Annotated in this window: 29 protein-coding genes; 9 read left to right on the forward strand and 20 right to left on the reverse strand. The window is 67.5% G+C overall.

Going from position 1 to position 25792, the window contains the following annotated elements:
• From AADI75_RS12295 to AADI75_RS12315, 5 genes are all read left to right on the forward strand, one after another.
• On the forward strand, positions 1-778 hold a 778-nt coding region (locus AADI75_RS12295), incomplete at its 5' end, for a hypothetical protein (protein ID WP_341209310.1).
• 69 nt (positions 779-847) lie between these two features.
• Entirely contained in the window at positions 848-1225 is a 378-nt protein-coding gene (locus AADI75_RS12300) for a hypothetical protein (protein WP_341209311.1), read from the forward strand.
• Between the two features lie 2 nt (positions 1226-1227).
• On the forward strand, positions 1228-1938 hold the full coding sequence (locus tag AADI75_RS12305; protein WP_341209312.1) for a C39 family peptidase: 711 nt from the start codon (positions 1228-1230) through the stop codon (positions 1936-1938).
• A 1-nt stretch (position 1939) separates the two neighbouring features.
• Positions 1940-2647 (forward strand): hypothetical protein, encoded by a 708-nt coding sequence (locus AADI75_RS12310; protein ID WP_341209313.1) that lies wholly within the window; start codon positions 1940-1942, stop codon positions 2645-2647.
• 27 nt (positions 2648-2674) lie between these two features.
• Positions 2675-4003 (forward strand): hypothetical protein, encoded by a 1329-nt coding sequence (locus AADI75_RS12315; RefSeq protein WP_341209314.1) that lies wholly within the window; start codon positions 2675-2677, stop codon positions 4001-4003.
• Positions 4004-4108: 105 nt separating this feature from the next.
• Here AADI75_RS12315 and AADI75_RS12320 read toward each other — a convergent pair whose 3' ends face one another.
• The 9 genes from AADI75_RS12320 to AADI75_RS12360 form a co-directional block, all read right to left on the reverse strand.
• Positions 4109-4687: a class I SAM-dependent methyltransferase gene (locus tag AADI75_RS12320; protein WP_341209315.1), complete on the reverse strand. Its 579-nt coding sequence runs from the start codon at positions 4685-4687 to the stop codon at positions 4109-4111.
• The gene (locus AADI75_RS12325) at positions 4684-5331 is read right to left on the reverse strand and encodes a PIG-L family deacetylase (RefSeq protein WP_341209316.1); all 648 of its coding nucleotides are present in this window, start codon (positions 5329-5331) and stop codon (positions 4684-4686) included. Before AADI75_RS12325 ends, AADI75_RS12320 begins: the two co-directional genes overlap by 4 nt.
• Before the next feature lie 2 nt (positions 5332-5333).
• Positions 5334-6308 carry an acyl-CoA dehydrogenase gene (locus tag AADI75_RS12330; protein ID WP_341209317.1) on the reverse strand — a complete coding sequence of 325 codons (975 nt, stop codon included), beginning with the start codon at positions 6306-6308 and terminating at the stop codon, positions 5334-5336.
• A complete protein-coding gene (locus tag AADI75_RS12335; RefSeq protein WP_341209318.1) occupies positions 6305-7351 on the reverse strand; it encodes a glycosyltransferase in 1047 nt (348 codons plus the stop codon). The genes AADI75_RS12330 and AADI75_RS12335 overlap by 4 nt, the downstream gene beginning before the upstream one ends.
• Positions 7348-7782, reverse strand: coding sequence for a pyridoxamine 5'-phosphate oxidase family protein (locus AADI75_RS12340; protein WP_341209319.1), 435 nt, complete (start codon positions 7780-7782; stop codon positions 7348-7350). Before AADI75_RS12340 ends, AADI75_RS12335 begins: the two co-directional genes overlap by 4 nt.
• 167 nt (positions 7783-7949) lie before the next feature.
• Positions 7950-8294, reverse strand: a complete 345-nt coding sequence (locus AADI75_RS12345; RefSeq protein ID WP_341209320.1) for an antibiotic biosynthesis monooxygenase — start codon at positions 8292-8294, stop codon at positions 7950-7952.
• A 13-nt stretch (positions 8295-8307) separates the two neighbouring features.
• Positions 8308-9408: a hypothetical protein gene (locus tag AADI75_RS12350; protein ID WP_341209321.1), complete on the reverse strand. Its 1101-nt coding sequence runs from the start codon at positions 9406-9408 to the stop codon at positions 8308-8310.
• 20 nt (positions 9409-9428) lie between these two features.
• A complete protein-coding gene (locus AADI75_RS12355) occupies positions 9429-10016 on the reverse strand; it encodes a hypothetical protein (protein ID WP_341209322.1) in 588 nt (195 codons plus the stop codon).
• Between the two features lie 28 nt (positions 10017-10044).
• Complete coding sequence (locus AADI75_RS12360; protein ID WP_341209323.1) at positions 10045-11220, reverse strand: zinc-dependent alcohol dehydrogenase; 1176 nt, start codon at positions 11218-11220, stop codon at positions 10045-10047.
• Between the two features lie 133 nt (positions 11221-11353).
• Here AADI75_RS12360 and AADI75_RS12365 point away from each other — a divergent pair, with 133 nt between their 5' ends.
• Entirely contained in the window at positions 11354-13981 is a 2628-nt protein-coding gene (locus AADI75_RS12365) for a PAS domain S-box protein (protein ID WP_341209324.1), read from the forward strand.
• 280 nt (positions 13982-14261) lie between these two features.
• Complete coding sequence (locus tag AADI75_RS12370; RefSeq protein WP_341209325.1) at positions 14262-14888, forward strand: sensor histidine kinase; 627 nt, start codon at positions 14262-14264, stop codon at positions 14886-14888.
• Between the two features lie 2 nt (positions 14889-14890).
• Here the strand turns inward: AADI75_RS12370 and AADI75_RS12375 are convergent, their stop codons facing one another.
• The 11 genes from AADI75_RS12375 to AADI75_RS12425 all read right to left on the reverse strand — a co-directional run bounded on the left by AADI75_RS12375 (position 14891) and on the right by AADI75_RS12425 (position 25035).
• Positions 14891-15616 (reverse strand): PIG-L family deacetylase, encoded by a 726-nt coding sequence (locus AADI75_RS12375; protein ID WP_341209326.1) that lies wholly within the window; start codon positions 15614-15616, stop codon positions 14891-14893.
• Positions 15613-16383, reverse strand: a complete 771-nt coding sequence (locus AADI75_RS12380) for a glycosyltransferase family 4 protein (protein WP_341209327.1) — start codon at positions 16381-16383, stop codon at positions 15613-15615. Before AADI75_RS12380 ends, AADI75_RS12375 begins: the two co-directional genes overlap by 4 nt.
• On the reverse strand, positions 16368-16781 hold the full coding sequence (locus AADI75_RS12385; protein WP_341209328.1) for a glycosyltransferase: 414 nt from the start codon (positions 16779-16781) through the stop codon (positions 16368-16370). Before AADI75_RS12385 ends, AADI75_RS12380 begins: the two co-directional genes overlap by 16 nt.
• A 44-nt stretch (positions 16782-16825) precedes the next feature.
• The gene (locus AADI75_RS12390; protein ID WP_341209329.1) at positions 16826-17656 is read right to left on the reverse strand and encodes a sugar phosphate isomerase/epimerase family protein; all 831 of its coding nucleotides are present in this window, start codon (positions 17654-17656) and stop codon (positions 16826-16828) included.
• Positions 17653-19149 (reverse strand): YcaO-like family protein, encoded by a 1497-nt coding sequence (locus AADI75_RS12395; RefSeq protein WP_341209330.1) that lies wholly within the window; start codon positions 19147-19149, stop codon positions 17653-17655. The genes AADI75_RS12390 and AADI75_RS12395 overlap by 4 nt, the downstream gene beginning before the upstream one ends.
• On the reverse strand, positions 19146-19961 hold the full coding sequence (locus AADI75_RS12400) for a hypothetical protein (protein WP_341209331.1): 816 nt from the start codon (positions 19959-19961) through the stop codon (positions 19146-19148). Before AADI75_RS12400 ends, AADI75_RS12395 begins: the two co-directional genes overlap by 4 nt.
• Positions 19952-20929, reverse strand: coding sequence for a Gfo/Idh/MocA family oxidoreductase (locus AADI75_RS12405; RefSeq protein ID WP_341209332.1), 978 nt, complete (start codon positions 20927-20929; stop codon positions 19952-19954). The genes AADI75_RS12400 and AADI75_RS12405 overlap by 10 nt, the downstream gene beginning before the upstream one ends.
• The gene (locus AADI75_RS12410; RefSeq protein ID WP_341209333.1) at positions 20929-22041 is read right to left on the reverse strand and encodes a methyltransferase domain-containing protein; all 1113 of its coding nucleotides are present in this window, start codon (positions 22039-22041) and stop codon (positions 20929-20931) included. Before AADI75_RS12410 ends, AADI75_RS12405 begins: the two co-directional genes overlap by 1 nt.
• Positions 22038-22937 (reverse strand): hypothetical protein, encoded by a 900-nt coding sequence (locus tag AADI75_RS12415; RefSeq protein WP_341209334.1) that lies wholly within the window; start codon positions 22935-22937, stop codon positions 22038-22040. The genes AADI75_RS12410 and AADI75_RS12415 overlap by 4 nt, the downstream gene beginning before the upstream one ends.
• Positions 22934-24115, reverse strand: coding sequence for an inositol-3-phosphate synthase (locus AADI75_RS12420; RefSeq protein ID WP_341209335.1), 1182 nt, complete (start codon positions 24113-24115; stop codon positions 22934-22936). Before AADI75_RS12420 ends, AADI75_RS12415 begins: the two co-directional genes overlap by 4 nt.
• Positions 24116-24264: 149 nt before the next feature.
• The gene (locus tag AADI75_RS12425; RefSeq protein WP_341209336.1) at positions 24265-25035 is read right to left on the reverse strand and encodes a Crp/Fnr family transcriptional regulator; all 771 of its coding nucleotides are present in this window, start codon (positions 25033-25035) and stop codon (positions 24265-24267) included.
• A 204-nt stretch (positions 25036-25239) separates the two neighbouring features.
• On the opposite strand from AADI75_RS12425, the gene AADI75_RS12430 reads away from it, so the two are divergent.
• Positions 25240-25587, forward strand: coding sequence for a hypothetical protein (locus AADI75_RS12430; RefSeq protein WP_341209337.1), 348 nt, complete (start codon positions 25240-25242; stop codon positions 25585-25587).
• The coding region (locus tag AADI75_RS12435) for a hypothetical protein (RefSeq protein WP_341209338.1) at positions 25584-25792 on the forward strand (209 nt) is incomplete at its 3' end. The genes AADI75_RS12430 and AADI75_RS12435, both read left to right, overlap by 4 nt.

Genomic DNA, 25792 nt, shown 5'->3' on the forward strand with positions numbered 1-25792 from the left:
TGGTGCGCAGGTCGCGAGCAACGGCGGTGGCTCCGCGACCGATAGCCGCAATCAGGCGACCACCGACAATTCGGACAATTCGAACCGCTCGCGCACCAGCTCGGCCAGCGGCGCACAGGTCGCAGCGAACAACGGCGACGCCACCGATAGCCGCAACCAGTCGACCACCGACAATTCGGACAACTCGAACCGCTCGCGGACCAGTTCGGCGAGCGGCGCACAGGTCGCGAACAACGGCAGCGGCTCCGCCACCGACAGCCGCAACCAGTCGACCACCGACAATTCGGATAACTCGAACCGCTCGCGGACCAGCTCGGCCAGCGGCGCACAGGTCGCAGCGAACAACGGCGATGCCACCGATCGCCGCGACATGTCGACCAACGACAATTCGGACCGCCGCAACGTCGCCAGCAACTCGGGCCGCGGTTCGGTCGCGACCAACGGCGACGCCAGCTATTCCGACAGCTCGATGCGCAGCACCGGCATGGCCTCGGCGGGCACCGGGGCGGCCTCGACCTCGAACGTCTTCGGGGCCAGCGCGGTGGTCTCCTCGGCGACGCTCGCCAGCTACGTCACCGGCGTGCGGGTTGACTATAGCCAGAGCCCGGGCGGCGCGGCCAACTCGGTCAATAACAGCCTGACCACCGGCGACGGCGCGTTCCAGAACCTCGCCGGGCTGCAGTCGCTCAACATGAACACCGGCGCAGGCGCATCGCAGAATTCGGCGGTGAATGTCAGCGTCGCGGCCGGCACGATCAATCTCGGCGGCGGTCAATAACGTCGGAGGAGCGGGGAGGGGTGGCGGCACCACCCCTCCTTCTTCTTCGATCGATCGGGAGATCGAGACATGCGTATCCTCTTCATCGGTCCGGCGCTGCTCGCCGCCGCTTTGCCGGTTTCGGCATCGGCGCAGACCGCGCCGTCCGTCCCGCCCGCGCCTTCCGCGTTGCCGGTTCAAGCCAGTCCGTTCGGGGCCGCGGCGCCGGTCGACAATGCGCAGCTCGGTGCGGTCACCGGCCAGTCGGATCTGTCGCAGGTGGTCCGTGCGCAGAACACCAGCACGGTCAGCGGCAACAGCGTGAATGGACATTCGGAAACCGGGACGATCAGCTTCGACCCCAATTCCTTCCAGAACCTCAACGGTCTGTCGTTGCTCAGCGCGAACACCGGAAACAATGTTTCCATCAATTCGTCGCTGAACGTGAACGTCGCGATCAACCAGTAACGATGCCCGGTTCGGTTCCTTTCGTCCGGTGGTTGTCGGCCGCGCTGCTGGCGACCGCCGGCTGTACCGCGATGCCGCTGCCCGAGGGCGGGACGGTCACCAACTTCTCGCCCACGCTCAATTTCGCCGTCCCCGTGACCAGCCTGATCGGGCGACGCTTCGAAACGGTGGTGCGGCAGCAATATGATTTCAGCTGCGGCTCCGCGGCGCTCGCCACGCTGCTGCGCTTCCATTACGACGATCCGCAGAACGAGCAGAGCGTGTTCCTCGGCATGTTCCGCGACGGCGATCAGGCGCAGATCCGGCGGCTCGGCTTCTCGCTGCTCGACATGAAACGCTATCTGGCGGCCCGCGGCATCGCCGCCGACGGCTTCAAGGTCAGCCTCGCGCAGATCGCGCAGGCGCGCGTACCCGGCATCGCGCTGATCGACTTCGACGGCTATCGCCATTTCGTCGTCGTAAAGGGGATCGACGATCAGACACTGCTGCTCGGCGACCCCTCCTTGGGGCTGCGCCGCGAGACAATCGGCCGCTTCTCGAAGCAATGGAACGGCGTGTTCTTCGTCATCAGCGGGCGCGACGCGGCCGGGCAGTCGCATTTCAACATGACTGCCGATCTGGCGCGCGCACCGCACGGGCGGCCGTTCCTTCCCGCCGATCCGCTGGAAAGCGCCCAGCTCGCGCTCACCCGCCCACGTCTGGGAGAGTTCTGACATGTCGATCGCGTTGCTAATCGCCGCTGCCCTGGCCGCCGCCTCCGATACGCCCGCCGGCGACGCCCCAGTGCGGGTGCCCGATCGCGAACTGGCGACGATGCGCGGCGGCCTGATGCTTCCCAACGGGCTGAACGTCGCGATCGGCATCGACATTCAGACGCGCATCGACGGCGTCCTGGCGCTGCACACGATCTTCTCGAGCGAGGCGCAGGGCGTGCGCGTCTTCACCGATGGCCGGACCAGTCCCAGTGAGGTACCCGGCACCGTCACCGTCGAGTCCGGCGACCCGAGCTGGCCAACCGTTTCGGTATCGCGGACGCCGACCGGCACCACGGTCACCGCGCCCGTCGCCAGCGCGCCCGGCAGCGTCAACATCGTCTCCGGGCCGACCACCGGTTGGCTCGACGCGGCGGGGCAGACCCCGGTGCCGGTGGTCGCTAACGGCCCGGCGGTCGAGGCCAGTTCGGGGAACATCCGGCTGACCAGCGACGACCGCGGCAGCCAGGTGCAATTGGTGACGCCGACCACCGAGATTCGTCATCTGGTCGGGCAAGCGACCGGTGCGGTCATCTCGAACACCGCCAACGATCGCGTCATCGACACCGTCAGCACCGTCAACGTCAATCTGGTCGGGCTGCCCGCCGGGCTGATGAACGGAATGCTGCTGGTCAATCGGATCGCGACCGAGGCTGCGGGTCCGCGCTGAATGACGGTGGAAAGGGGATAATGTTCAATGCGACCTGCGGCTTCCCGTGCGTTTCTCTCCCTCGGCCTGATCGCGGCGCCGGCCGCGGCGCAGCAGCCGGTGTCACCGGCTACTGCGGCGATCCCGGCGGCGGCGGATGACCGCGACGAACTGCGCCGCACGCTCGCGGTCGAGCGGCAGGAACTGGACCGCCAGCAACGCGCGCTCGACGAACAACGCGCGCGGATCGACCGGCTGGAGGCGCGGCTGTCCGGCGGCGCGACGGGAACGCAGGTTGCGCAGACCGCCTTGCCGCCGGGCGGGGTGCCGCTCCCCGCGTCGCCGCCACCCGCGCCACCGTCTGCCGGAACGCAGGTGCAGACCGTTGGCGAGGCACCGTCCGACCAGCGGCAGGTGCAGGTCGCGGTCCTGTCCGAACAGGGTGGGATCATCACCAAGGCGGGCCGCGCGACTGTCGAGGTCAATTTCGAATATGCGCGTGCCGACCGCAACCAGGTGGTGTTCCGCGGCGTGCAGATCCCCGAGGCGGTGCTGATCGGTGTCTTCGACATCAACCAGAGCCGGCAGGACGTGCTGACGGTCGGCGCGGTCGGGCGGCTTGGGCTGACCAGCCGGCTCGAGATCAACGGGCGGCTGCCGTTCGTCTACCGTTCCGACAAGTCGGTGCTCGCGCCGGTCGCCAACCCGACCGAGCCGAACGCCGGGCAGCTCGACCGCCCGGTCAGCGGCGCGAACATCGGCGATATCGACTTCGGGCTCCGCTACCAATTCACCGACGGCAACAACGGCGCGCCGTATCTGATTGCGGGCGTGCAGGCGGTGGCACCAACCGGCACCGATCCGTTCCGTGTGCCGCGTGATGCGCTCGGCAATGCGCTCAAAGGCGCAACGGGGGCGGGATTCTGGGGCGTGACACCGAACCTGACCGCAATTCTACCCAGCGATCCGGCGGTTTTGTTCGCCACCTTGGGCTACACGTACAACTTCGCGCGCACCATCAACCGCCAGATCGGTGCCGCTTTCATCGAGCGCGTCGCGCCGGGCAGCCAGCCCTCGGCGAGCGCCGGCATTGCTATCGCCTTGAATCCGCGCACTTCGCTCAGCTTCGGCTATGCGCAGACCTGGGCGCTGGGCACGAAGACCCGCGTCCGCGCCCTCAACCAAACCACACAGGAACTCGGCGACGCGATGACCGCCGAGAGCCGCGACCTGCAGATCGGCCGGTTGCTGTTCGGCGTCAGCTATCGCACCTCGCCCACGACGACGCTGAATTGGAACGTCGAGGTCGGCGCCACCGACGATGCCGCCGACGTCCGCACCACGCTGCGCATCCCGTTCACCTTCAACGCTTATTGATGGCGCCGGCGAACCAGATTTCACAGTTAGGTCAACTGCACTAGCCGGCCGTCAGCAGGACCAATTGATGTGAGCGTCGCCATCTGATTTGAGCGCCGCCCGACCTCAGGCAAGGCGACAGGCCAGAACGATCCACCGCTTCGTGCGCCGTACGGTCCTCACGTGCCAGCGTCGTCCGGTCTGAGTCAGAAAGCGCCGCTGGATTTCAGCCGCGTGCTGAGCGAAGTCATGAAAGTCGATCCGGTGGTGCGCCAGGACGAGCGTGCCGCCAGGGCGGAGCGCACGGGCGACGTCATGCGCCGTCTGCGCCATGGCTCTCGCCGTCAGGTAGTAGAGCAACTCGGCCACCACCACCGCGTCATATTGCGCACGAGGGAAGCGGCCGGGCACCGCCAGCCGGATCGCGCGCGCTCGCGTGCCTCGGCTCGTGAGCGCCGCGGCGACTAGGCGAGTCCCCTCCGCGGTCGCTTCGGTCGCGTCGAGCCGCAGCGCGCGGCTCATGAGCGCGCGGCTGTTCGAGCCGTTGCCCGACGCCAGCTCGAGCACGCGGCCGTGCGCGCCGGCACCGAGCGCGTGCACGATCGCGGCGCGCTTCACCGCTTCGTCGTGGTCGGAAAAGGTGCGCCAAGGATCGGGATCCGCCGCGAAGGTGCGTTCGAAACCGTCGAGCGTGATGGCCCTCATCGCGCGGTCGCCACGGCGAACAGCTCGCGCGGGCGGCTGAACGCCGCGATCTGGCGCGCCGTCATGGCGAAGCCGCCCGGATCATCGGTGATACGGCCGGCCTGCGTGCGATAGCCGCGGATCGCGTGGCGCTTCGCGAGCCGCTCCTGTGCGCTGAGCGGCATCATTCTCGCACCGCCCAGCCGCTGCCCGGCAGGCCATACCGGGTAGCGCCACCAGCGCACGCCCGGCTTCCGTCGCACCGCCGCAGCGACGACGCGGTGATCGGGATGCGCGTCGACGGGCAAGGGCGCGAGTGCCAGCAGCGGAGTGGGCAGCGCGTCGACGGCGCGGCGAATGCCACGGCACACCGCGGTTTCGTGGTCGGCGAGGTGCCCGTCGGGCAGGTCGAGGAAGGCGACCGCGTCGGCGGCGACGCCGATGCGCCGCATCGCCAGGCGTGTCTCGCGACGACGCTCGCGCACCAGCCGTGCGCGTGGCCAGGCGCGGCTGTCGGGATGCGACGCGGCACCGTCGCTCACCACCAGTACTGCCACGCGGGTTCCGCGGCGCGCCAGCCGCGTGATCAGCGCATGCGCTGCGATCGCCTCGTCGTCGGGATGCGGGGCCACGATCAGCAGCGCGCGCGGGCGACCGATATGCACTCTCACAACCAGGGTCTCAGCACGCCCGCGGCCACCGCCGCACCGACCAGCATCCGCTGCGTGTCCGGGCCGGGTTGGCGCAGGTACATGGCCAGATCGGTGATCGTCGCCGCGAGCGGGTGGTCCACAAACAAGGCTTGAACGCCGACCGCCTCCTGCGCCAGCGCGAGCGCCTCGCCGCCGGCGGCGTAGACCGCGCAGCGCGCCGCGGCAACGAGCGGCAGGCGCGCGTCTTGGTCGGCGAACCAAGCCACCGCGGCGCGACGCACCGCTGCCGCCGCTTGCTCTGCCAGCGCGTACAACCGCGCCAGGCGTCCCGCCTGATGCGGGTCCGCCGCACGGCCCACCGTGACGAGATGGTCGCGCACCTCATCGACCAGCCGCGCCACGCCGCCCGCCTGAACGGCGGCGAAGCGGAGCGCGCCGCCGCTGAACCACGGCTCGCGTACATAGTCGCCTGGCGCGCCGACCATCGTCGCCGCCTCCGCGGGCGCGTTCGTCCAGCGGACCACATGCGTCTCGGAGCGCTGCATGCCGACGACGCGCCACACATCGCGATCGATCAAAGGCGGCGCTGCGGCGAGATCGACCAGCACCAACTGGCGCCCGCCTGCCGCCTCGACGGTGACCAGCGCGTGCGACAGCAGTCCGGCGCCCGAGGCGAAGCTCTTCCCGCCCGACAGACGGCCGTGATCCAGGCGCAGCGGCTCGCCGGGCAGGTCGGCGTTCCACACCCCCAGTGCGGCGCCCCCGCGCACCGCCATCGCAAGCGATGCGCGCTGTACCGGGTCGCCGTAGCGCGTTACGATCTGCGTTGCGTCGACATGCCCTTCAAAGAGCCGGCCGAGCGGGAGGTCCTCGCGTCCGACGCGATAGAGCAAGCGCAGCAGCGTCAGCAGCGCTGCCTCGTCTTGCGGATCGTCGAGGGTGGCGCGTTCGGCGTCGAGTACCGCGATGCGGGTGCGCAGCCCGCTCACGCCGCTCGCGCCGCCGTTGCGTCGGCAAGCAGCGCCGCAAGCGTACGCTCAGCCAAGGGGAGCGGCACCTGACGCATTCCCTGCGGGCCAACGGGTACGACCCGCATCGCGAAGGCCTCCCCATTGGGGCAATCGCGCGCGACGCCGAGCAGATGGTCCGCGCTCAGCCCGATAGCGGGCGTGAAAGAGGCGAGATCGCCCGCGGCGAAGGCGCGGCGCGCGAGCGCGTGGCGCTCATATTGCCACAATTGATCGAGCGGGTGCGCGACGCGAACGCTTGCCAGCCCGTCGCGGTCTAGCGCGCGCAGCGCCGTGGCGAGGCCGCCGCGCGCACGCCCGTTCCGGCGCGCCGAAGTGTGGACAATGCTCGCGGCGTCGCGGCGGACGCGATGCCCGGCACGCCCGGCGTCGTCGATCAGCCGCGCATCTTCGCCGCTGGCGAGCGGGGCGAAGCCGCCGAGCGCCGCATAGGTGGTGCTGTGCAGCGCCACATTGGCGCCGCTGGCGTGGTGGTGCGTCGACGCCGCCTCCCACGGAACCGGGTCGGCGAGGCGACGTAGCGCGTGCAGCCGCGCGTAATACGCCTCGATACGATCCTGCCGCTCGTCGGCGCGCGGTCCGTTGCGGACGATGTCGCCTGCGACCAGCTCGGCATGGCGGAGCGCGGCGAGGGTAGCATGCAGCCAGTCGGTCGCGGGCCATCCGTCGGCATCGGTGCTGAGCAGAACACCTCCCTCAGGCCCCAACGCGGCCACACCGAGCATCATCGCGCGATGCCGCGCGACTCCGGCGTTGGGCACGGATCGTGGCGCTTCGGCGACATGGACGCGGTGCGCGGCACCACGCGCATAGGCCGCGACGATCGCCGCACTCTGATCGGTACAGCCGTCGAGCAGCAGGCAGACGTGCACCGACCGATCGCCAGGTATCGCGAGCCGATCCAACCCCTCGAACAACCGCGGCACGCGCGCCGCCTCGTCGCGGGCGGGCACGCAGATCGCGACGTTGGCCGATGCGTTGTCGGCACCTGCGTCGTGGCTCAAGCGGCGATCTCGCCTTCGTCGCCGCCATCCCAATAGCGGATGCGATCCGCTCGCACGACGATCATGACGATGCCGGGGGTGTCGACGCCGTTCGGGAAATAGCGGTCGAGGTCCTTGGTCCAATGCGCCTCGAATTGCGCCTTGTCCTCGATCAGCGCGGCCTGTCCCTCAACCGCGACGAAGAGCGGCGGGCCGCCGAGCATCCCGGCGGCACCGGTGTAGCTCAGCGTCACCGCAGCGTCATCACGGATGTCGAAAACCTTACGCGAGTCGTTGTAGGCGAAGAAGTAGCTGTCGCCCTGGTATTCGACATCGCCGTTGTTGCTCATTGGCCGCGCGGTAAGTGCGCCGGCGGATGATCGCGTGGCCAACATGGCGAAATCCAGCTTCGCCATCTTTCGCGATAGCTCGTGCAACGTCAGCTCGGCCATGTGCCCCCGCGAACAGCGATGCAGGCGTCGGCGACCATCGCCAACGCACCGGTTCGCCTCGGCCTTCTCAACGAGGCGCGAGCAATCTGGTTCAATGGTTTCGCGCGCCGAAGCGCAAGATTATCGCTGCTTTATGGTCGTTGGCCGCGACCTGATGCGCAGCGCCGTCATGCGTTCACCTGTCCGCTGTCGCCCGGCAGCTTATAAGCAAGCACTTCGGCGTGTTCGATCTTTGGAAGACCGTCCAGCAACTCGGGGGTGCGTGCGATCAGGGCACGCCCGACCTTGCCGGCCAGATGTGCGAGACGTCCCGTATTGCCTGTGAACGTGTCGAAGATCGCGAAGTCGTGGACGCCGAAACGCACGGCGTACCACGTTGTCGTGTCGGGTTCCTCCATTACGGCTGCAAGACCGTCGCGCAGGAATGCCTCGACCTCGTCACCTTTGCCATCCTTGGTAACAAGCCTGACGAACAGTGCCTTGACCACCGGTACCTCTCGTTGATCATTCATCGTCACAACCTCCTTAAGCCTGCTGTGCGGGTAGCTCGTGGGTGGGGGCCGGCTTACGCCGGTCGATTTGGTTCATGGCATCGCCGAGTGCCGGTGCTACGTGGCGGATCAGCGGCTCCCACGCACGGCGGTTGGTGACGTATCGCTCGACGCCGCCTGGCCGGGCCGTGATCCCGGCGTTGGTGAGCGTGCGGACCGCGGCGCCGTAGCTCTGTCGGTACCGCCATTCGTCTTCGGCGCCACCGGACCGACGTTCGACGCTTGCAAACTTCCGGTCGAGTGTTTGCAGCAATAGCAGCCCGGCCCGGCGAAGCGACGTCAGCGACGTCGAGTCGATGAGTGAGGCGTACTTGCCACGGTCGAGCGCGCTGTCGATCAGGGATGTCAGATCGAGGATGACGAAGCTCAACCGCGATACAGAATAGCGCGGCTCGTCGAAGCGGAAGTAGAACAACAGCGGATAAAAATGATGCGCTTCCTTGATCGCGGCGAGGCTGCGAGCGAGGTTGCCGATCTCGCTTGTCGCGCTGCTGCCGTCACCGCCTGGCAGGAGCCGGGCAAGCGCCTCAGCGGCGTCTCCGGTACCGTCCGTCATGAGGTCGACCGCCAGCGCCAGCGCGTTGCGCTCGCGGAGCGCAGAGTAGACCTGGACAAGGTAGCTCAGCACCAACGACAGCACGGATGCGCCGATTAGCGAGTTGAGCAGGAACAGCAGGCGTGTGGCGCTCGTGTGGGGGGTGTCGTCGCCGCCCCCGACGATCGACAGGCTGTTGCCAGCGACCATCAGGGCAGTGACGAAGTCGGTCGGCGTGCTGCCGGTCGACGGTCGGATCGCGGTGCCAAGTTCGGGTTGGATGACCAGTGCCGCCCCCACCGTAAGCCCCAACGACCAGAAGCCGATCAGGAGGATGATGATCAGCGGCCCAGCAAGCGACAGGATCGTCCCGCCCCGCTTGCCGGATATGCTGGCCAGCAAGCGGAGCGAGGCCCAGACAGCGCGGTTCCAGTAGGGCGCGAGCAGACCGGTGCCGGCCCTGGCGTACAGAACGGTGAGGAAAATGTCGGCGAGGAACAGCATCATCAATGCCATTCCGATCCCCTGTTCGATCGTCATCGACCGCGCCTCCGCCGTGATCAGGAGGGAAGAGCGGGCAGCGCGTCGGCAAGCCTGCCCTTCGCACGATAGTCGGCCGGTGTCTCAAAGTCCTTGCGGGCGAGGCCGCGAGAGGCTTGCCCGCCGCGCGGCAGGCCGCTGCGATCCGAATAGTCCCGGTCGCTGGCGGGATCGCGGCGATGCGCAGCCTTCACGCCGCTGTAGGCGACCAGATCGAGAAGGGTGATCCCCGCGACCAGCGCGGTGGCGATCGCGGCATTGTGGCGCTTGGGATTGTCGCGGTGGAGCGCCGTCGCCAAAGTGGCAAGGTCGAGCCCGTCGCCACCGATCCGTGCTGCTAGCCCGATCGGCTTGTCGATCGAGAGGGTGGGTACGGCACTCGCCAGTTCGCGCGCGCCATAGCTCCGGATCAGACCTTCCTTTCCCTTTAGCCCGAGCGTCCGCGCGATCTGCCCCGGCGCGATCAGTTCGGCGAGACCGAGGCCGACTGAGAACCAGCCTAGCGCGCGGGCCAGTCGATCCGGAGCTGTCAGCGAGCTTGGTCCCTTGCGTTCGATGCTGGGGTCGCCTTCCGAGCGGGCGATCCCGGTAAGATTGGTAAGCGGCATGAGAGGCACCTCATCTGCGTAGGTTGGTTCAGGGCCGGAGCATCACCTTGACGCAGCCGTCGGCCTTGTCGCGGAAGGTCCGATACATTTCGGGGCCCTGGGAAAGATCGACCTTGTGGGTGATGACGAACGAGGGGTCGATCTGCCCGTCCTCGATCCGCCGCAGCAGGTCGCCGGTCCAGCGCGGCACATGCGCCTGCGCCATGCGAAAGGTCAGGCCCTTGTTCATCGCCTGGCCCATCGGGATCTTGTCAATCAGACCGAGATAGACGCCGATGATCGAGATGACGCCGGCGGGGCGGCAGACGTAGATCATTTCGCGCAGCACATGCGGACGATCGTTCTCCGCCATCAGCATCTGCTTGGCGCGGTCCAGGATCGTGTCGGGCTGGCCGACGCTGACATGGCTTTCCGTGCCGACCGCATCGATGCACTTGTGCGGGCCCTTGCCGCCGGTCAGCGCGTTGAGCCGTTCGACGACACTCTCTTCTTCGAAGTTGATCGTGATCGCACCGGCGGCCGCGGCCATCGACAGCCGCTCGGGTAGGCAATCGATCGCTACAACCTGCTCGGCACCCAGCAGGATGGCCGAGCGGATCGTCATCTGACCCACCGGGCCGCAACCCCACACCGCCACCGTGTCGCCCGGTTGGATGTCGGCCTGAACCGCTGCCTGCCAGCCGGTCGGTAGAATGTCGGACAGGAACAATAGTTTTTCGTCGTCGATGCCATCGGGCACCTTGACGTGGGTGGTGTCGGCGAACGGCACGCGAAGATATTCGGCCTGCCCGCCCGGATAGCCGCCCGTGAGGTGAGTGTAGCCGAACAGGCCGGCGGTCGCGTGGCCGAACGCCTTGTCGCCCAATTCCTTCTTGCGGTTGGTCCGCTCGCACACCGAGAAGTTGCCGCGCCGGCATTGGTCGCACTCGCCGCAGACGATAGTGAAGGGGATGACGACGCGATCGCCCTTCTTGAGCTTGCCCTTGGCGGTGCTGCCGACCTCGACGACCTCGCCCATCGTTTCATGGCCCATGATGTCGCCGGGCAGCATCGCGGGAACGAGGTTGTGGAAGAGGTGGAGATCGGAGCCGCAGATCGCGCAGCTCGTTACCTTGATGATCGCATCGCGGGGATGCTCGATCTCGGGGTCGGAGACCGTGTCGTAACGGATGTCCTCCTTGCCGTGCCAAACCAGCGCTTTCATGCGTGTCTCCTCGGGTTGCGAGGCTTGGCTACGGCGGCCGGCATTGTTCCGGCATGCGGGCGATCCCTACGGAACATCCCCAGGTTTCAGACCGTTGCCGCGAAGTCGGCAGCTTATGTGGAGGGTCGGCGCGATGACGGATGTCACGCCAACATCGGTGGCGCTTAACCACAATGACACTGCCTTCGCCGCAATTGCGTCGCTGGTGGTCCGTCAGGCCACGACCTTCGTCAGTCTATGCGATGCGGGGTTCCGCCCCTACTTCTTGAACGCCGCAGGACGCGACATGGTGGGCCTCTCGGCCGAGGCGGACATCGCCGATTACGCCATGACGGACTTTTTCACGCCTGAAGACCGAGCGATCGTGGAGGCTGTCGCCCTTCCGACGCTGCTACGCGACGGGCATTGGCAGGGAGAGTTGCGATTCCGACACTTCAGCAATGCGTCAAAGGAAACCGAGGTCCGCTGGTCGGCATTCACGCTTACAGACAGCACGGGTGCGCTGATTGGTGCAGCGACGTTCACGACCGATATAACCGTTCGCAAGCAAGCAGAACGGGCGCTTCGTGATCAGCAGGCACTGCTCGCATCATTGCTGGAAAACCTGCCGCTTGGCGTCGGCGTATACGACCAGCGTGGCGAACTCGTTCATTCCAATCAGCGGCTGCGCGACTACGTCGGCCTGACGCACCTTCCATCGCGAGAACCGGCGTCTTCACGGCGTTGGCATGGCTACGATGCCAATAACGTATCCATTCCGCCCGACCGCTATCCAGGTGCGCGCGCACTGCGCGGCGAAATAGTAGTGCCCGGGGTCGATTTCCTTTATGAGACTTCGGAAACTGCGCAACGTTGGATGCGGGTCAGCGCAGTTCCCTTTCGTCGTGAGGATGAGGAAGCCAACGAGGCTATCGTTGTCGTCCAAGATGTCGACGACCTCAAGCGCGCCGCCGAGCGTATAGAGGCCGCCGGCGCGGTACTTGCCAGCCGGTCACGGTTCTTCGAGACGACGTTATCATCTATTCCCGACCTTGTGTACGCCTTCGACCGTCAACATCGTTTTGCATATGCAAACCCGGCGATGCTTTCTCTGTTCGGGTTTGCCGACAACAAACTGCTAGGCAAGACGTTTGGCGATCTCGATTATCCGCGAGACCTTGCGGACAAGCTCGACGGTCATCTCGATCAGATTTTCGCCGATGGTTCCACTGCTGAAGACGAGGTCTTCTTTCGTAGCCCGACCGGATACGCGGCCTATTTCAACTTCGTCTGGGGCCCGGTTTTCGCGGCGGACGGTGCCGTCGAGCTGGTCGTTGGCGTGTCGCGCGATACAAGCGAACGCCGTGCGCTCGAGGAGGCGGTCAGGAAAAGCGAGGAGCGTCTTCGGGCCGCCAGCGATCTGGTTGGTCTGGCCATCTATTCGTGGGACCCGACAACCGGGGCGCTCGACTGGGACGACCGTCTGCGCGCGATGTGGGGCCTGCCCCCTGGTGCCAAAGTTGATCTGGACGTCTACGAAGGCGGCATACATCCGGACGATCGGGCCGGCGTGCGACGGGCTATAGCCGCTTGCATCGATCCGGCCGGGGACGGCCGTTACGGCATAGAATATCGGGTGATCGGCCGGGATGACGGTATTGTCCGGCACATCGCGACCTCGGGGCAGACACGTTTTGCGCACGGGCGTGCCGTCAGCTTCATCGGGGCGGCAATCGACGTCACGGCGCAACGCCGAAATGAAGCGGCAGTCCGAGCGAGCGAGGCACAGTTTCAGGGTTTCGCGGAGCATAGCAGCAACCTGATCTGGATCGCTGACCTTGCCGAAGGTGTAATCGTTTATCGTAGCGCCGCTTACGAGCGGATCTGGGGCGTGCCCTGCGAGCAAGCTCCCGACGCGCTCACCGAGTGGATCAAGGACGTGCATGCCGACGATCGGCAGCAAGTCGAACACGCTCTCGCCAGCGTCGGCGCCGGAGAGGTCGCGCAGTTTGAATATCGCATTGTCCGGCCGTCCGATGGTACCATACGCTGGCTTCGCGATACGAGCTTCCCGATCCCTCAGGACGGTGGCGCGGTAACACGGATTGGCGGAATCACTGAGGATCTGACCCAGGAGGACGTTCGTCAGGTTTACATCGTCGGCGGCAAGGCCGTGGAGGCACGCAGACTGGCAGCTCTTGTTCGGGGGCTTGGTTATCGCGCCCGGATTTTTGAGAGCGCCGCGGCGATCCTCGATCTGGCCCCGATACTTGCCCCCGGCTGCGTACTGGTCGATCTTCGCAAGTCGAGAGAGGAGGGCCTCTCGGTACCGCGTGAGCTGAAAGCGCGATCAGTCGCCTTGCCGACGATCTGCCTGGACGCTCCTGGCGGCGACGTGGCGGCCGCTGTCGCCGCAATGAAGGCAGGCGCCATTGATTACGTGATCGTGCAGGATGAGGCGTCGCTCCGCGCCAAGCTCACGACCACGATGGCTGATTGTCATGGCGCGGTTCGGCCGACAACACGCAACGAGAATGCCGGCGCTCGGCTGGCGAGATTGACGCCTCGGGAGCGTGAGGTCCTCATGGGTCTCGTCGAGGGTGGCACCAACAAATCGATCGCTCAGAAGCTTGGCATCAGCCCGCGCACGGTTGAGCTACACCGGGCTCAGGTCATGAACCGCCTCAACGCGAGCAACCTGACCGAATTGCTGCAAATCGCGCTGGCTGCTGGGGTTGCGCCGCCAAGGCAAGAGCTTCGAAAACTTCGGAAAACTACGTAGGTATCGTCCTGATCCCGAGCCGGTCGCCTCCCTGTAGAACGATGGCATCATCTACGGGGGTGAAGTCGATGGCGCAGACCCTATGCTCAGTCCGATCCTCGCAGTCTCGCAGCGATGTGGTACATTGCGGGACCATGCTCTCGTCGCATCCAGGTTGAGGGCGGCGGATGCCTACGAAAAATCCCATCGGTGATCGCCGCAGCTTGGTCAATCGACGAGCGCCACTGCCCGGCGTAATGATCAGCATGGGGAGCCGAGCCAAATGGCAAGCAGCTTATCTATGACGGGGCTCGCGCTTCGTCCCGCCGCTCAAAGCGACGATTTGCTGCTCCGGGAGACGAACCACCGGTGCTGCAACGACCTCCAACTCGTCGTTGGCCTGTTGGCGCTTCAGAGCAGGCGGGCTGTTCATGATGAAACGCGTGAGGCGCTTGCCGATGTGATGGAACGCGTCGCCATCCTGGCGCGAGCGCGTAGCGCGCAGCATCGAGAGCGGACGCTTAGCCTCGAAGCGGCATTGCGGCAGGTTTGCGAGGCGCTGCAGCCGCAGGCGGAACTTCGATCGATCCTGATCTCGTTGGAGGCCCGCTACGAGGCGCGCGAACTATCCGCAGCGCACACCGCCACGCTCGGGCTCGTCGTGAACGAGTTGACCACGAACGCGATCAAGCATGCGTTTGAAGACGGAGGCGGGGTTATTCGGGTAACGATCGGCAGGAATGCCGGTGGCGACGTCGTCATCGTTGTCGAAGACAACGGACGTCCATTCACTGCTGCGGTGGCGGGTAGTGAGGGGCTCGGTTTGGGATTGGCAAAACGGCTGATGGCCTCCATCGGTGGGCTCTTCATCCCGCCTCCCGCAGGATCCAAGGCATTTGAACTGCGGGTGCCAATTCGCCCCCATTGATATCAGCTTCCGCAGACAAATTCGCGGTGTCGACCCCGCTGACAAGCCGGATGGTACAGCCGTTCCTCGACGATGCGGTTGATCGCTGCATCCAGCGCGGCGGCCGATCCGAACTGAAAGCCGATTTGCGTGGCGTAAGCCGCACACATCGCGCGCCGCGCCTCGCGATCGGCATCGGACAGGCGGTGCGTGAGGGCGGGGCGCTCCAGCACGGCCGCCGCGCGCGTCAGATACGGCCAATCCTCCCATAGCAACATCGGATGCCCGGTCGCGGCCAATGCGTCGCGCACCAGCCAATGATCGACATGATCCCCGATTGCGCGCGGTCCCAGCAGCAGGTCGGGTACCAACGCCGTGATCTGGGTGGCGAGCGCATCGGTCAACGGCGCGAGCATCGCATCGTCCTCGCGCCGCGTCGCGAACAGCGCCGGCGCGCTGCTGTAGCCGCGATGCGGTGCCTCGAGCAGCGGCAGATGAATTGCCTCCGCCCCGATCACCGCGCAAGCGGCGCGATCCTCGGCGCGGCGCAGCGCCATGTAATCGACCTCGGCCGGCAGCCCCTTGTCCAGCTGGCAGGCAAGCGCGAACCCGCCCGGTCGTGCAACGTTGCCGGTGAAGCAGGTGATGATCGTCACCTGATCCCCGGCGCGCGCATGCGCCGCCAACAGCCCGCCGACCGAAAACGCGGCGTCGTCGAGATGCGGCGACACCGCGACGATCTTTTTCATAGCAGATGCGGCTCTGCGCGGTACCGGCACGATTCGACGGGGATATTCTGGGCGAACTCGCGGCACGGAACGCTGCCGAGCAGCGACCGATAGACACCGATGATCTGGGCGCCCACCGCATGCCAGCTGTATACCCGCCGACATTCCTCCAGTGCCGTCGCTCCCAGCCGTTCGCGCAGCGCCGCATCATTCACCAGTCGTGTCAACGACTTGGCCAGCGCAGGCACGTCGCCGGGTCTCACCAGCAGGCCATTTTCCCCGTCGCGCAGGCAATCGACCACCCCCACCGCCTCGCACGAAAGCACCGCCTGCCCGCTCGCCATCGCCTCCAGGATCGTGTTGGAAAATCCCTCGGCATAGGTCGGCGAAACGAACACGTCGTGATCGCGATAAAGTGCTGGAACGTCGTCGTAATCGGCATAACCACTGAACGTCACTCGCGCGCCCAGCCCGCGTTCTTCGGTCAACGCGCGCGCCGCATCCAGGTCGGGACCGATCCCCGAAATGGTGCACCGCCACTCTCCGGCGACCGTCGGCAGCGCCTCGATCATGTCGAGCACGCCCTTCCGCCGATCGACACGCCCATGATAAAACAACCGCACAGGCCCGGCGCGCATACTGTCTGCGGGAGTAAAGCGATCGGTATCAACCGCGCCCGGCACGATCGTGAACCGCTCCATCGCGGTACCCAGCCGCTCGTGCACCTCGCGCGCGAAGCTCTCTCCTCCGATCAACAGCGCCCCGGCATGGTTCAGCACGTGCTGCATCGCGGTGCGGTGCGTGTCGCAACATGACCCCACCCAATGCCCGTCACCCCCTTGAATAGACACGACACATGGCACGCCGATCCGCCGATCCGCCGCGCCGCCAGCAACGTCGCCCAGCCGGTCGGATAGCCATATTGCGCGTGGAGCACGTCGAACGGGGCGGCGGCATGTTCGCGTTCGATGGCGGCGATCATCGTATCCACGTCGCGCTCGAAATCGCCGCCGTCCTGTTCGCCGAGCGCTTCCAACCCGACCACGCGTACGCCCGGTACGGGCGGGGGAGGGCCGCCACCATAGACGCGCGCGCGTTCGGGATCGCCGTAATATTGGCTGACCATCACCACGTCGTGGCCGTGCGCCACCAACTGCCGCAGCAGATTAATCGCATAGATCGACATGCCGGAGATTGCCGGGAAAAACCGGCGCGAAACGAAGCAGATCCTCACCGGCCGAGCGCCTTCAGATAGGCGATCGACTCCGGAATGGCCGCGTGCGCGCGTGGGCTCTCGCGCGATAATTCGACGCAGACCAGCCGGGTGAAGCCGACCTCGTCCAATGCGGCGAGCACCGCGGGCACGTCCATATCGCCCTCCCCGAACGGCAGATGGACATGCTGACCACGCTGCATGTCCTCGATTGCAACGGTCCCTAGCCGCGCGGCATAGCGGCGTACGGCATCGTCGGGGTCGATGTCCTGCGTGACGAGGCAATGGCCGGTGTCGAGCGCGAGGCGCAGTCGAGGGTGTCGCGCGGCAAGTGCCTCATAATCGGCGACGGTTTCGACCAGCATGCCCGGTTCCGGCTCCAGACTGGCGTCGATGCCCACCGCCTCGGCATGGTCGAGGACGTGTGCAAGGCCTTCGTCTAGCCAGCGCCATGCATCGTCACGGGCGACCTGCGCCTGCGGCACGCCGGCCCAGAACGACACCGTCTCGCTTTCCAGCCGCGCGGCGATGTCGAGCGCACGGTTGAGGAACATCACCCGCCGCGCGCGGCCCTCCGCCTCGGGCGCGAGCAGCGTCGGTTCGTGCTTGCGCCGCGGGTCCAGCAGATAGCGCGCGCCGGTTTCGATGACGCTGCCCAGCCGCAGGTCGCCGAGCAGCGTGGCGATGCGGTCGCACGCGCGCTCCCAATCGGCGGCGAAGGGGTCGAGATGGTGGTGGTCGAGGGTCAGCGCGACGCCGTCATAGCCGCTGTCCGCGATCAATTTCAGCGCATCGTCAAGGCGATGATTGGCGGCGCCGTTGGTGTTGTAGGCGAAGCGGAGCGTCATGCCTGTGCCTCCGCCCAGCGGACGTGATGCGCCTCGGGTTCGCGGTACAAGGGGTAGAGCGGCCCGACCAGCCGGCCGGCCGCAGCGGTATCGAACAGCGGATGACCGAGCCGTTCGGCGTCCGCACGGGGCATCCGGATGCGACGCAGCGCGGCACCTTCCTCCTGTCCGAATTGAATCAGGGGGGAGTCAAGTGCCAGTAATTTCTCGGTATTGCGCGCGCCAATCCGATAGTAGCTCATCGTCTCCACCTCCATGCCGGGCACGATCACCTTCACGACGGTGACGGGGTGGTGGGGGGGGCTCATGTCGACGTAGAGGATATCGAAGCCGGCGGATTCGACCGCGGCGCGGGCGAGGCGGGCGCGGGCGTGGCCGTCGGGAGCGGGTTGCGTGGGCAGGTCGGCAAAGCCCTTCGTACCGCGCCGGCTGAGCATCGACTCGCCCAGCCAGCCACGCAGCGTGGCGGCGTCGCGCGCGGTCCAATCACGCATCGCGGCGAACGCGCGGGGGTCGCCAGACTTCGCCGCGCCGCCAGATTGTGCCATGAAACGAGCGACATAGCCCGGGGGCGCAACCTGCTCGACCAAGTCGACGGGGCCGTGCGCGAACGCCTTGCGCGCACGGCTGGCGGCATATTCGGCCAGGCATTTGTCGAACGCCTGGGTGCGATCGGCGTGGCACGCCTCGCCGCACGCGGTGACCATGATCGGGGCGGCGGGGGGCGCAGCGGTATCGATCCCGACGCAATAAAGGTTGGGCAGACCGAACTGGTCGGTAGCGAACTTGGGCAGTATTTCAATGCCCGCGTCCGCGAAACGATCCAAAAATACCCGCGTCGACGGCGCCGCGGTGGCATGAACATCGGCGATTTCGATGCCACGATCGAGCGCGCGGAACACAAGTCCGTTGCCATCGCGCTGAAGGATCTCGCACAGCCCGTGGCCGACCGCCCAATCGAGATCGGGACCGGCGCCCATGCCGTTGGAGATGATCGTCGTGAACGGGCGATAGCCCGGCGACAGCTCCTTGGCGGAATAAGCGGCGAGGTCGATCGGGACCAATACCTCGCCGCCGTCGGCCCAGCGCTTCGCGACGACCCAGTCTAGGTCGGTGTCGTGATCGACGGGCGAGCCGGCGGGAAGGCACAAGGTCAACGGATCGGCGATGGCGCGCGCGCCGAGCGACCGGACCAGCGCGCGGTAGCTGCCGCGCGTCCTGGCGCGCTGCCCCAGCGTCAGCGTCGGCCAGACCATTTCGGCGATCTCGCCCAGCCCGCCCAGCACCGCCGCCTCGTCGGTCGCACCGTAGCCGACGCCGTAGGGCATGATCCCGGCCAGCGCCGGATCCTCGGGAAACAGCGCCACCACCCAGACCGGCAGGCCGAGCCGATCGAGCGGGTGGATCGGGAAGGCGACGACATCGCCCTTCGGGAACGCATCCAGATAGGCGTGCGCGGCGGAGCCCAGCCCCTCGGGCAGACCGGACCTCATAGCGGCAGCCTGTGAACGCCGGGCGCGCGCGAGAGGCCGTCGTCGAGCGCGGCGAGCGCGACCGCACGGCCGACCTCCGGCGCATATTCAAACGGGGTAAGCACCGCATCGAAGTCGAGCGGGGCGATCGTGTCGCGATACTGGCGCAGTTCCAGATGGGTCAGCGGAATGTCCTTGTGAAAGGCCTTGTGGCTGGAGATCGCACGGGAGCGGCCGGCGGCATCCTGATCGATCTTGAACATGTCGCCGCAGAACAGCCGGCGGCCGGGAGCGTCATGTAGGCACGCCTGCCCCTCGTAATGGCCGCCGACATGGTGGAGTGTGTAGCCGGGGGCGAGATCGAGCCGGTCGTCGAACGGCGTGGTGACGCGGAACGCCTTGGTCATGCGCAAATCGAGTCGCTGGATCGCGACGAGCGGGGGCGCGAATTCGCGCTGAAGCTGGAACAGCGCGCCATAGCCGTGCGCATGGCTGGCGGCGAGGAAGCGGATGCCGCCCAGCGCCGCGATCCGCGCCAGCATCGCCGGGGAATAATAAGGCGCGGCCTCGAACGCGATATTGCCGCCGTCGCGTACGATCAGCCAGCCGGTGCCGGCAAGCCCGAGCGCGGGCGTGGTGGTGAACGCCCACAACCCCGGCGCGACCTCCCGCATGTCGCCGTCGTGCGTCGCGGCGACCTGCGCCTCGGGCAGGAAGCGCCAGCCGTCCCCCGGCAAATCGTTGCGCACGTCGGTGCATACCGGGCAGTCGGGCGGCGCGAAATGCTGCTGCCAGAAGCCGCAGTGCGCGCAGGCGAACCAGCTCAGCGGCATCGGCGCGCCTCCGTATAGGCGCGATCGAACAGGCGCATCAGCGCCAGATCGCGCGACATCGAGAATTCGTGCGCACCCCCGCGCGCCGCGTGCATGAAGGCGGCGGCCTGCGCGGTGAAGGGCGACAGCGTCGCGTCGAAGGGCAGGGGCGTCTCCGCACCGCTTTCGCCGCAGCGGCGCATCAGGGTGCCGCCGGCGGTCTGCCCCATCGTGTCGGTCGCGACCAGCAGCCCGCGCTCGCCCAGCACCTCAAGCCGGCGGCGTGGCAGCACCTCGGCGCAATTATACGCGACATGCGCCTGCATCAGCACGCCGTCGGCGGTGCGCGCGGTCAGCATCCCGCCGTCGTCGACCGCATAATCGTGGATGCGCCGCTGCAGCATGATCGACAGATCGATCAACGGCGCGGCCAGCAGATATTGCGTGAGGTCGAGGCCGTGGAGCGCGAGGTCGATCACCGCGCCGCCGCCCGCGCGCGCCGGATCGGCGCGCCAATTGTCGGCCGCCCAGGCGGGCCCGACCCAGCAGGCATAGACGATCCGCACCGCGACCGCGCGGCCGATCGCATCGTCGGCCAGTGCCCGCGCCAACGCACGGTGCGCGGGATGATGGCGCTGATCGAAAGCGGTGCCGTAGAGCGTGCCGGCAACCGCCTGCGCCATCGCCTCGGCATCGGCGAGCGTCGCGGCGATCGGTTTCTCGCACAGCACCGGTACGCCCGTCGCGGCGCAGGCGCGCACCGGCGCGAGGTGCGCGTCATTCGGGGTCGCGACATAGACGAGGTCGCACGCGCCGGCCGCCAGCATCGCCTCGACCGTGTCGAACGTGGCGATCCCTTCGGCTGTTGCCGCCGCGCGCGCATTGGATGAGCGGTCCACGACCGCGCTCACCCGCCCGCCCGCCGCGGCGATGCCGCGCGCCATGTAATCGCGCGCGACCCAGCCCCAGCCAACGATCCCCCAGCGCATCACCAGCGTTCCGGAAGGTCGACGACGCGGCGCAGGCGGATGTCGTCGGCAAGAGCGGGGGTGTCGGACCGGGCGAACAAGCAGCCGGCCGCATATTCGTCGCGGTAGCGCGGCGACGGCCAGCGCACTGCGCCAGCGTCGTCGAGCAGCGGGTTGCGGCGCAGGGCAGCGCCGGCGGGGGGGATCGCGACCCCGCCATCGACGGTGCGCGCTTCGTCCCGCCCCTCGACCAGCGACCAGGCCTCGATCGCCGGATCGTCGCGCCAGTCAGTGTCGGCAGGGATGCCGCGCATGACGAGCGCGTCGAGCAGCGCGCGTTCGTCATGAACGCGTGCCGTGGGGAACAGTGCGCGCCACTCGTCGGCGGTGTGCGCCGGCCCCTTTGCGCCGCCCGCGACACCGGCGTTGTGCAGGTGGCTGATCGCCAGCACCCCGCCCGGTGCGGTCGCGGCGCGTAGCCGCTCGGCGATGCGCGGCTGATCGGGCAGAAAGTAGAAGGCGTCGTGACACATCACGAGATCGAAGCGCCGCGCAGCGACCGGCCAGCGCGCCGCGGCATCGAACACCACGAATTCGGCAGCGGGCGCGATCCAGTGTTTCGCCAGCCAGCATTTGGCGAACACCACGTCGGCGCCGAGGCATGCCACACCGCGGCGCGTCAGTTCGCGCAGGTAATGGCCGATCCCGCACGCCAGCTCGAAAGCGGTGGCAGGCGCCGTGTCATAGGCGGTCAACAGCGCCAGCCCGGCCAGATAGGTCGGGTCGCTCCAGCGATAGGCGAAATAGTCGGCAACCGGCCCCATGCGCAGCAGCGCCATCGCGTCGCGCAAGGTAAGCGTGTCGCGCAGCCGCACCAGCCGCTTCAGCTCGGGAAGGCTGGTGGCGGGACCCGTCCACCAGGCGTCCTGATCGGTTAGGAGCGCAACCAGCGCATCGTCGGGGCAGCCGGCGTCGAGATGGTCGAGCGCGACCGCGACCAGCCCCTCGCTGTCGGTACGCAGATAGGGGATGCCGTCGACCACCGGCCAGCGCTCGCCAGGCGCAGCCAGCGAGTGGGGCGTGTCGTGGACCAGCGGACGGCCGGTCAGCGGTGACAGCCATGCGCGGGTCATGCCAGCCCCGCATCGGCAAGGATGCGATCGTGGAACGGCTTGACCGGGCCGTCATGGACCAGGCCGTAGTCGCCCAGCACGACCGCCATCGAAAGCTGCGCTGCGCGGCCATGCTGTTCGATCTCCAGCACGCGATCGAGCACGTCGGCGATGTGGAAGGCGCGCGCCTCCGGCGTGGTATCGCCCGCGATCGGCGCCAGCGCGCGTTCGATCTGTGCGGCAAGGGGCGGGTCGAGCTGGGCGAGCGCCGCCGCGCGGGCGTGTGCGATCGCAACGTCCAGCCGCGCGCCGAGCAGCATCTCGCCCGAATAGCCGCTGTCGGGCATGTCGGCATTGTGCAGGTGATGCGCCATGCCGGCGAGGAACACCGGCACCGGGTCCGCATCCTGCCACGCGCTTGCCAACACGCCGTACACGGCGACCATCAGGCAATGTTCCGCGTGGTTCTCCGGGGGTTGCAGCATGATGCGCGCGCGGCCGGGGCAGGTGACCCCGGCGCGCGGTTGCCGGGCGAGCGCATCGACGAACGGCGGGGTCGCGCCGGACTCGGGACGACCGAGCGCGAGCGCGGCGCGCAGGCGCGTGCGCAAATGCGCGGGCAGATCGGGGGTCAGTTCGTCGAAGGCGCGTTCGAGAACCACGACGGCATCCTCGCCCAGCCCCAGCGCGTGCAGCGTGGCGAGATCGAGGTCGCCGAGCCGCGCGGCGACGATCGCCGCCGCGACGACGCGCGCCATCACCGCGTCAGCCGCCTCGCCGCGCACCAGCGCGGCCCAGCCGTACGCAAACAGCCGCTCCGCGATCGAACCGGGCGCCGCGGCGGAGCGGATCCGCTTCAGGTCGCCCAGCTCGCGCAAGAACGGGAGCGCGGCCGGGGACAGTCCCGTCGCGATCACGAGCGGGAGTCGTCCAGCCAGCGATCGAGGATCAGTTGCTGCTCGGGAAAGCCGTGGACCGGCTCGCGCCCGCCGGCGGTCTGCGGCAGTTTGAAGAAGACGCCCATCTGCTCCTGCACGCCGCCTTCGCCGCGTTGCTGCGCCAGGTCGAGGCAGCGCGCGATCTCGATCGCGAGCGGGGCGGCGAGGATCGAATCCTTGCACAGGAAATTGAGCTTCAACTGCATCTTCTGACCCATGAAGCCGGTCAGGTCGATGTTGTCCCATGCTTCCTTGTCGTCGCCGCGCGGACGATAATAATGGATCATGACGATGTGATCCTCGACCGGGTAGCCGAGGATCTGGTTGAGGACGCTGCCCTTGGTGCCAAGCTTCGATTGCAGCGATTTCGGGTCATCGAGCGCGAGCCCGTCCGAATTGCCGAGGATGTTGGTGGAGAACCAGCCGTCGACGTGCAGCGCGCGGTCGCGCAGCGCGGGCGCGATCACCGTCTTCATGAACGTTTGCCCGGTCTTGCCGTCCTTGCCGGCGACGGGGACGTTGCGCTCGGCGGCGAATTCGGCGAGCGGCGCGATGTCGGCCGCGACCGATGGCGTGAAGTTCGCATAGGGCGTGTCGGCGTCGATCGCGGCATAGGCATAGAGCATCGCCGGGCTGATCGCCGCATCGTCGCTGTCCAGCCCGCGTTCGAACGCCTCGCGCGACTGCAGGGCGGCGTCACCGGCGGTGGGCACGCGCTCGGTCGAGGCGAGGTTGACGACGACGACGCGGTCGAGGTTGCGCTCCGCGCGGAAGCGGCGGAGATCGTCCTGGATCTGCGCCACCGCGCCGCGATGCCCGCCGGTCAGCTTGTTGCGCCCGTCGATGTTCGCGCAATAACCGGTGCTGCCCGCCGCCTTCCACGGGCGCATCGTGTTGAGCGCGGCGGCGCCGTCGGCCAGTTCCTTCTCGCCGATCACGCCATGCCGCAGCGCGCAGGCCCCCAGCGTGTCGTCGGCAAGGTCCCAGCCGCCGAACTCGATGTCGCGATAGGCGACCATGCCGGCGACGTCGCGGTCGGCGAGCGGCAGCCCGTCGAGCGTGTTCGATCCCGCCTTGATCATCTCGATGCCCGCGATCGCCGTGGTGGCGACGGCGCCGCCCACTCCCACGATCGCCACGCCCAGCCGTTCTGCCATGTCCTGCAATCCCCACCCGCGGCCCGGAACGAGCCGTCCGTGGAGCGTCAAAGCCAGGCAGGCGGGCGCGGTTCAGCGATTTTCGGCCGATCGCGCAAAATGCTCACGCCGATGGCACATGGATCACTTTCCGATGCGAGATTGGTGACTTAGGTCAATTCCTGCGTTTCCAGCACCGCGCGCTGCACGCCCGGCGGGGGCAGCCAGTCGGTCGCGATCTCGCCGTGACGGTCGTTGAAGCCGACCATCGCGCTCAGCCGCTCGACATCGGTGATGCGGATCATCCGCCCGTCGCGCACCACCAGCCCGGTTTCCTCCAGCACCTTGAGCGAGCGGTTGACGTGCGTCTTGGTCAGCCCCACCGCGTCGCCCAAATCCCGCTGCGTCAGCGGCAGCGCGAACGATGCGCCGTCGACACCGTCGATCACGCGCAGCCGCGAGCGGATGTCGAGCAGCAAGGTCGCGATCCGCGTCACCCCGTCGGTGCGCCCGACCGAGGTTAGCCGGTCGGCCATCGCGACCTGTTCGGACACCGACACCGCATACATCAGCGCGCCGAGCCGCGGCTGCTGGCGGAACAGGCGTCCGAAGACTTCCTTGGGCATCTCGAACAGCGTGACGTTGCTGACCGCCTGCAACGTCGCCGCGCTGCGGGCCCAGGCGATCGACAGCGTGGCGGTGACGTCGCCGACGAAGTAGAAGCGCAGGATCTGGCGTTGCCCGTCCGGCAGCATCACCGAGCCGTGCAGCCAGCCGCTGGCGACGACGAACAGCCGGTCGGTCGCCTCGCCCTCGCGCACCACGATCTCGCCGGGCGCAAAGCTGCGCTCGCGCCGCTCCAGCCATCGCAGCGCTTCGCGCTCCGCAAAGGTGAGGTCGAGATGGTAGGCGAGGCGGGCCTCGAGCGGGCTGTCGGTCATGACGCGATACAACGCGGAACCGACGCGGCATTTCCGTCGAGCGCGACGCGAGCGACGACGGCCGGTCGCGGTGCTCTACCGAGCCAGCGCGCGTGCAGATTTCTGCGACGGAGACGTGGCGTAACATCATGACATATGCGTGATCGGTGGGTGCGAGAGTGTGCCGGGGCGGCATCCCCGACCGCGATCAACACGAGTTCCGTCATGTATCTTACGTCGCGTACCCTGACCGCGCCCACACTCGACCGATCATCTGGCCAGGCGGCCGTGGCGGCGGAAGGCGTGCCGATCATCGACAATCCGTTCGCGCCCGAGCTGTTCCTGACCGGGGTCAGCGGCTTTGCGAATCTCGGCGGGGTGGTGGGGATCACGCTGGAAACCGCGCGCGCCGATCACAGCCATGCGCAGCCGCGCGTCGAGCGCATGGTGGTCGGGCGGCTGCTGATGTCGATCCCGACCGCGCAGATGCTGGTCACCGCGCTCAACCAATATCTCGAGGCGCAGGGGCACAGCCCCTCGAAGGCGATCGCCGCGGACGCCACCTTCCAGTGAGCCTCGCCCTGGAGTGCCGCGCGCCGTTCGCGCGGCGGGCGGCGGCGCGCCGGTCGTGGCGCACGGCGTTGCTGCTGGTGAGCGGGATGCTGTTCCCGGCTGCCGCGATCGGTGAGCCCAAGGCGGGCGGGGCGCCCGTGCCGGCGACGCCCGCGCGCACGATCACGTCGTTGCGTGTGGAGGGGACGCAGCGGATCGAGCCGGA

The organism is uncultured Sphingomonas sp., from assembly GCF_964021865.1.
Taxonomy (GTDB): domain Bacteria; phylum Pseudomonadota; class Alphaproteobacteria; order Sphingomonadales; family Sphingomonadaceae; genus Sphingomonas.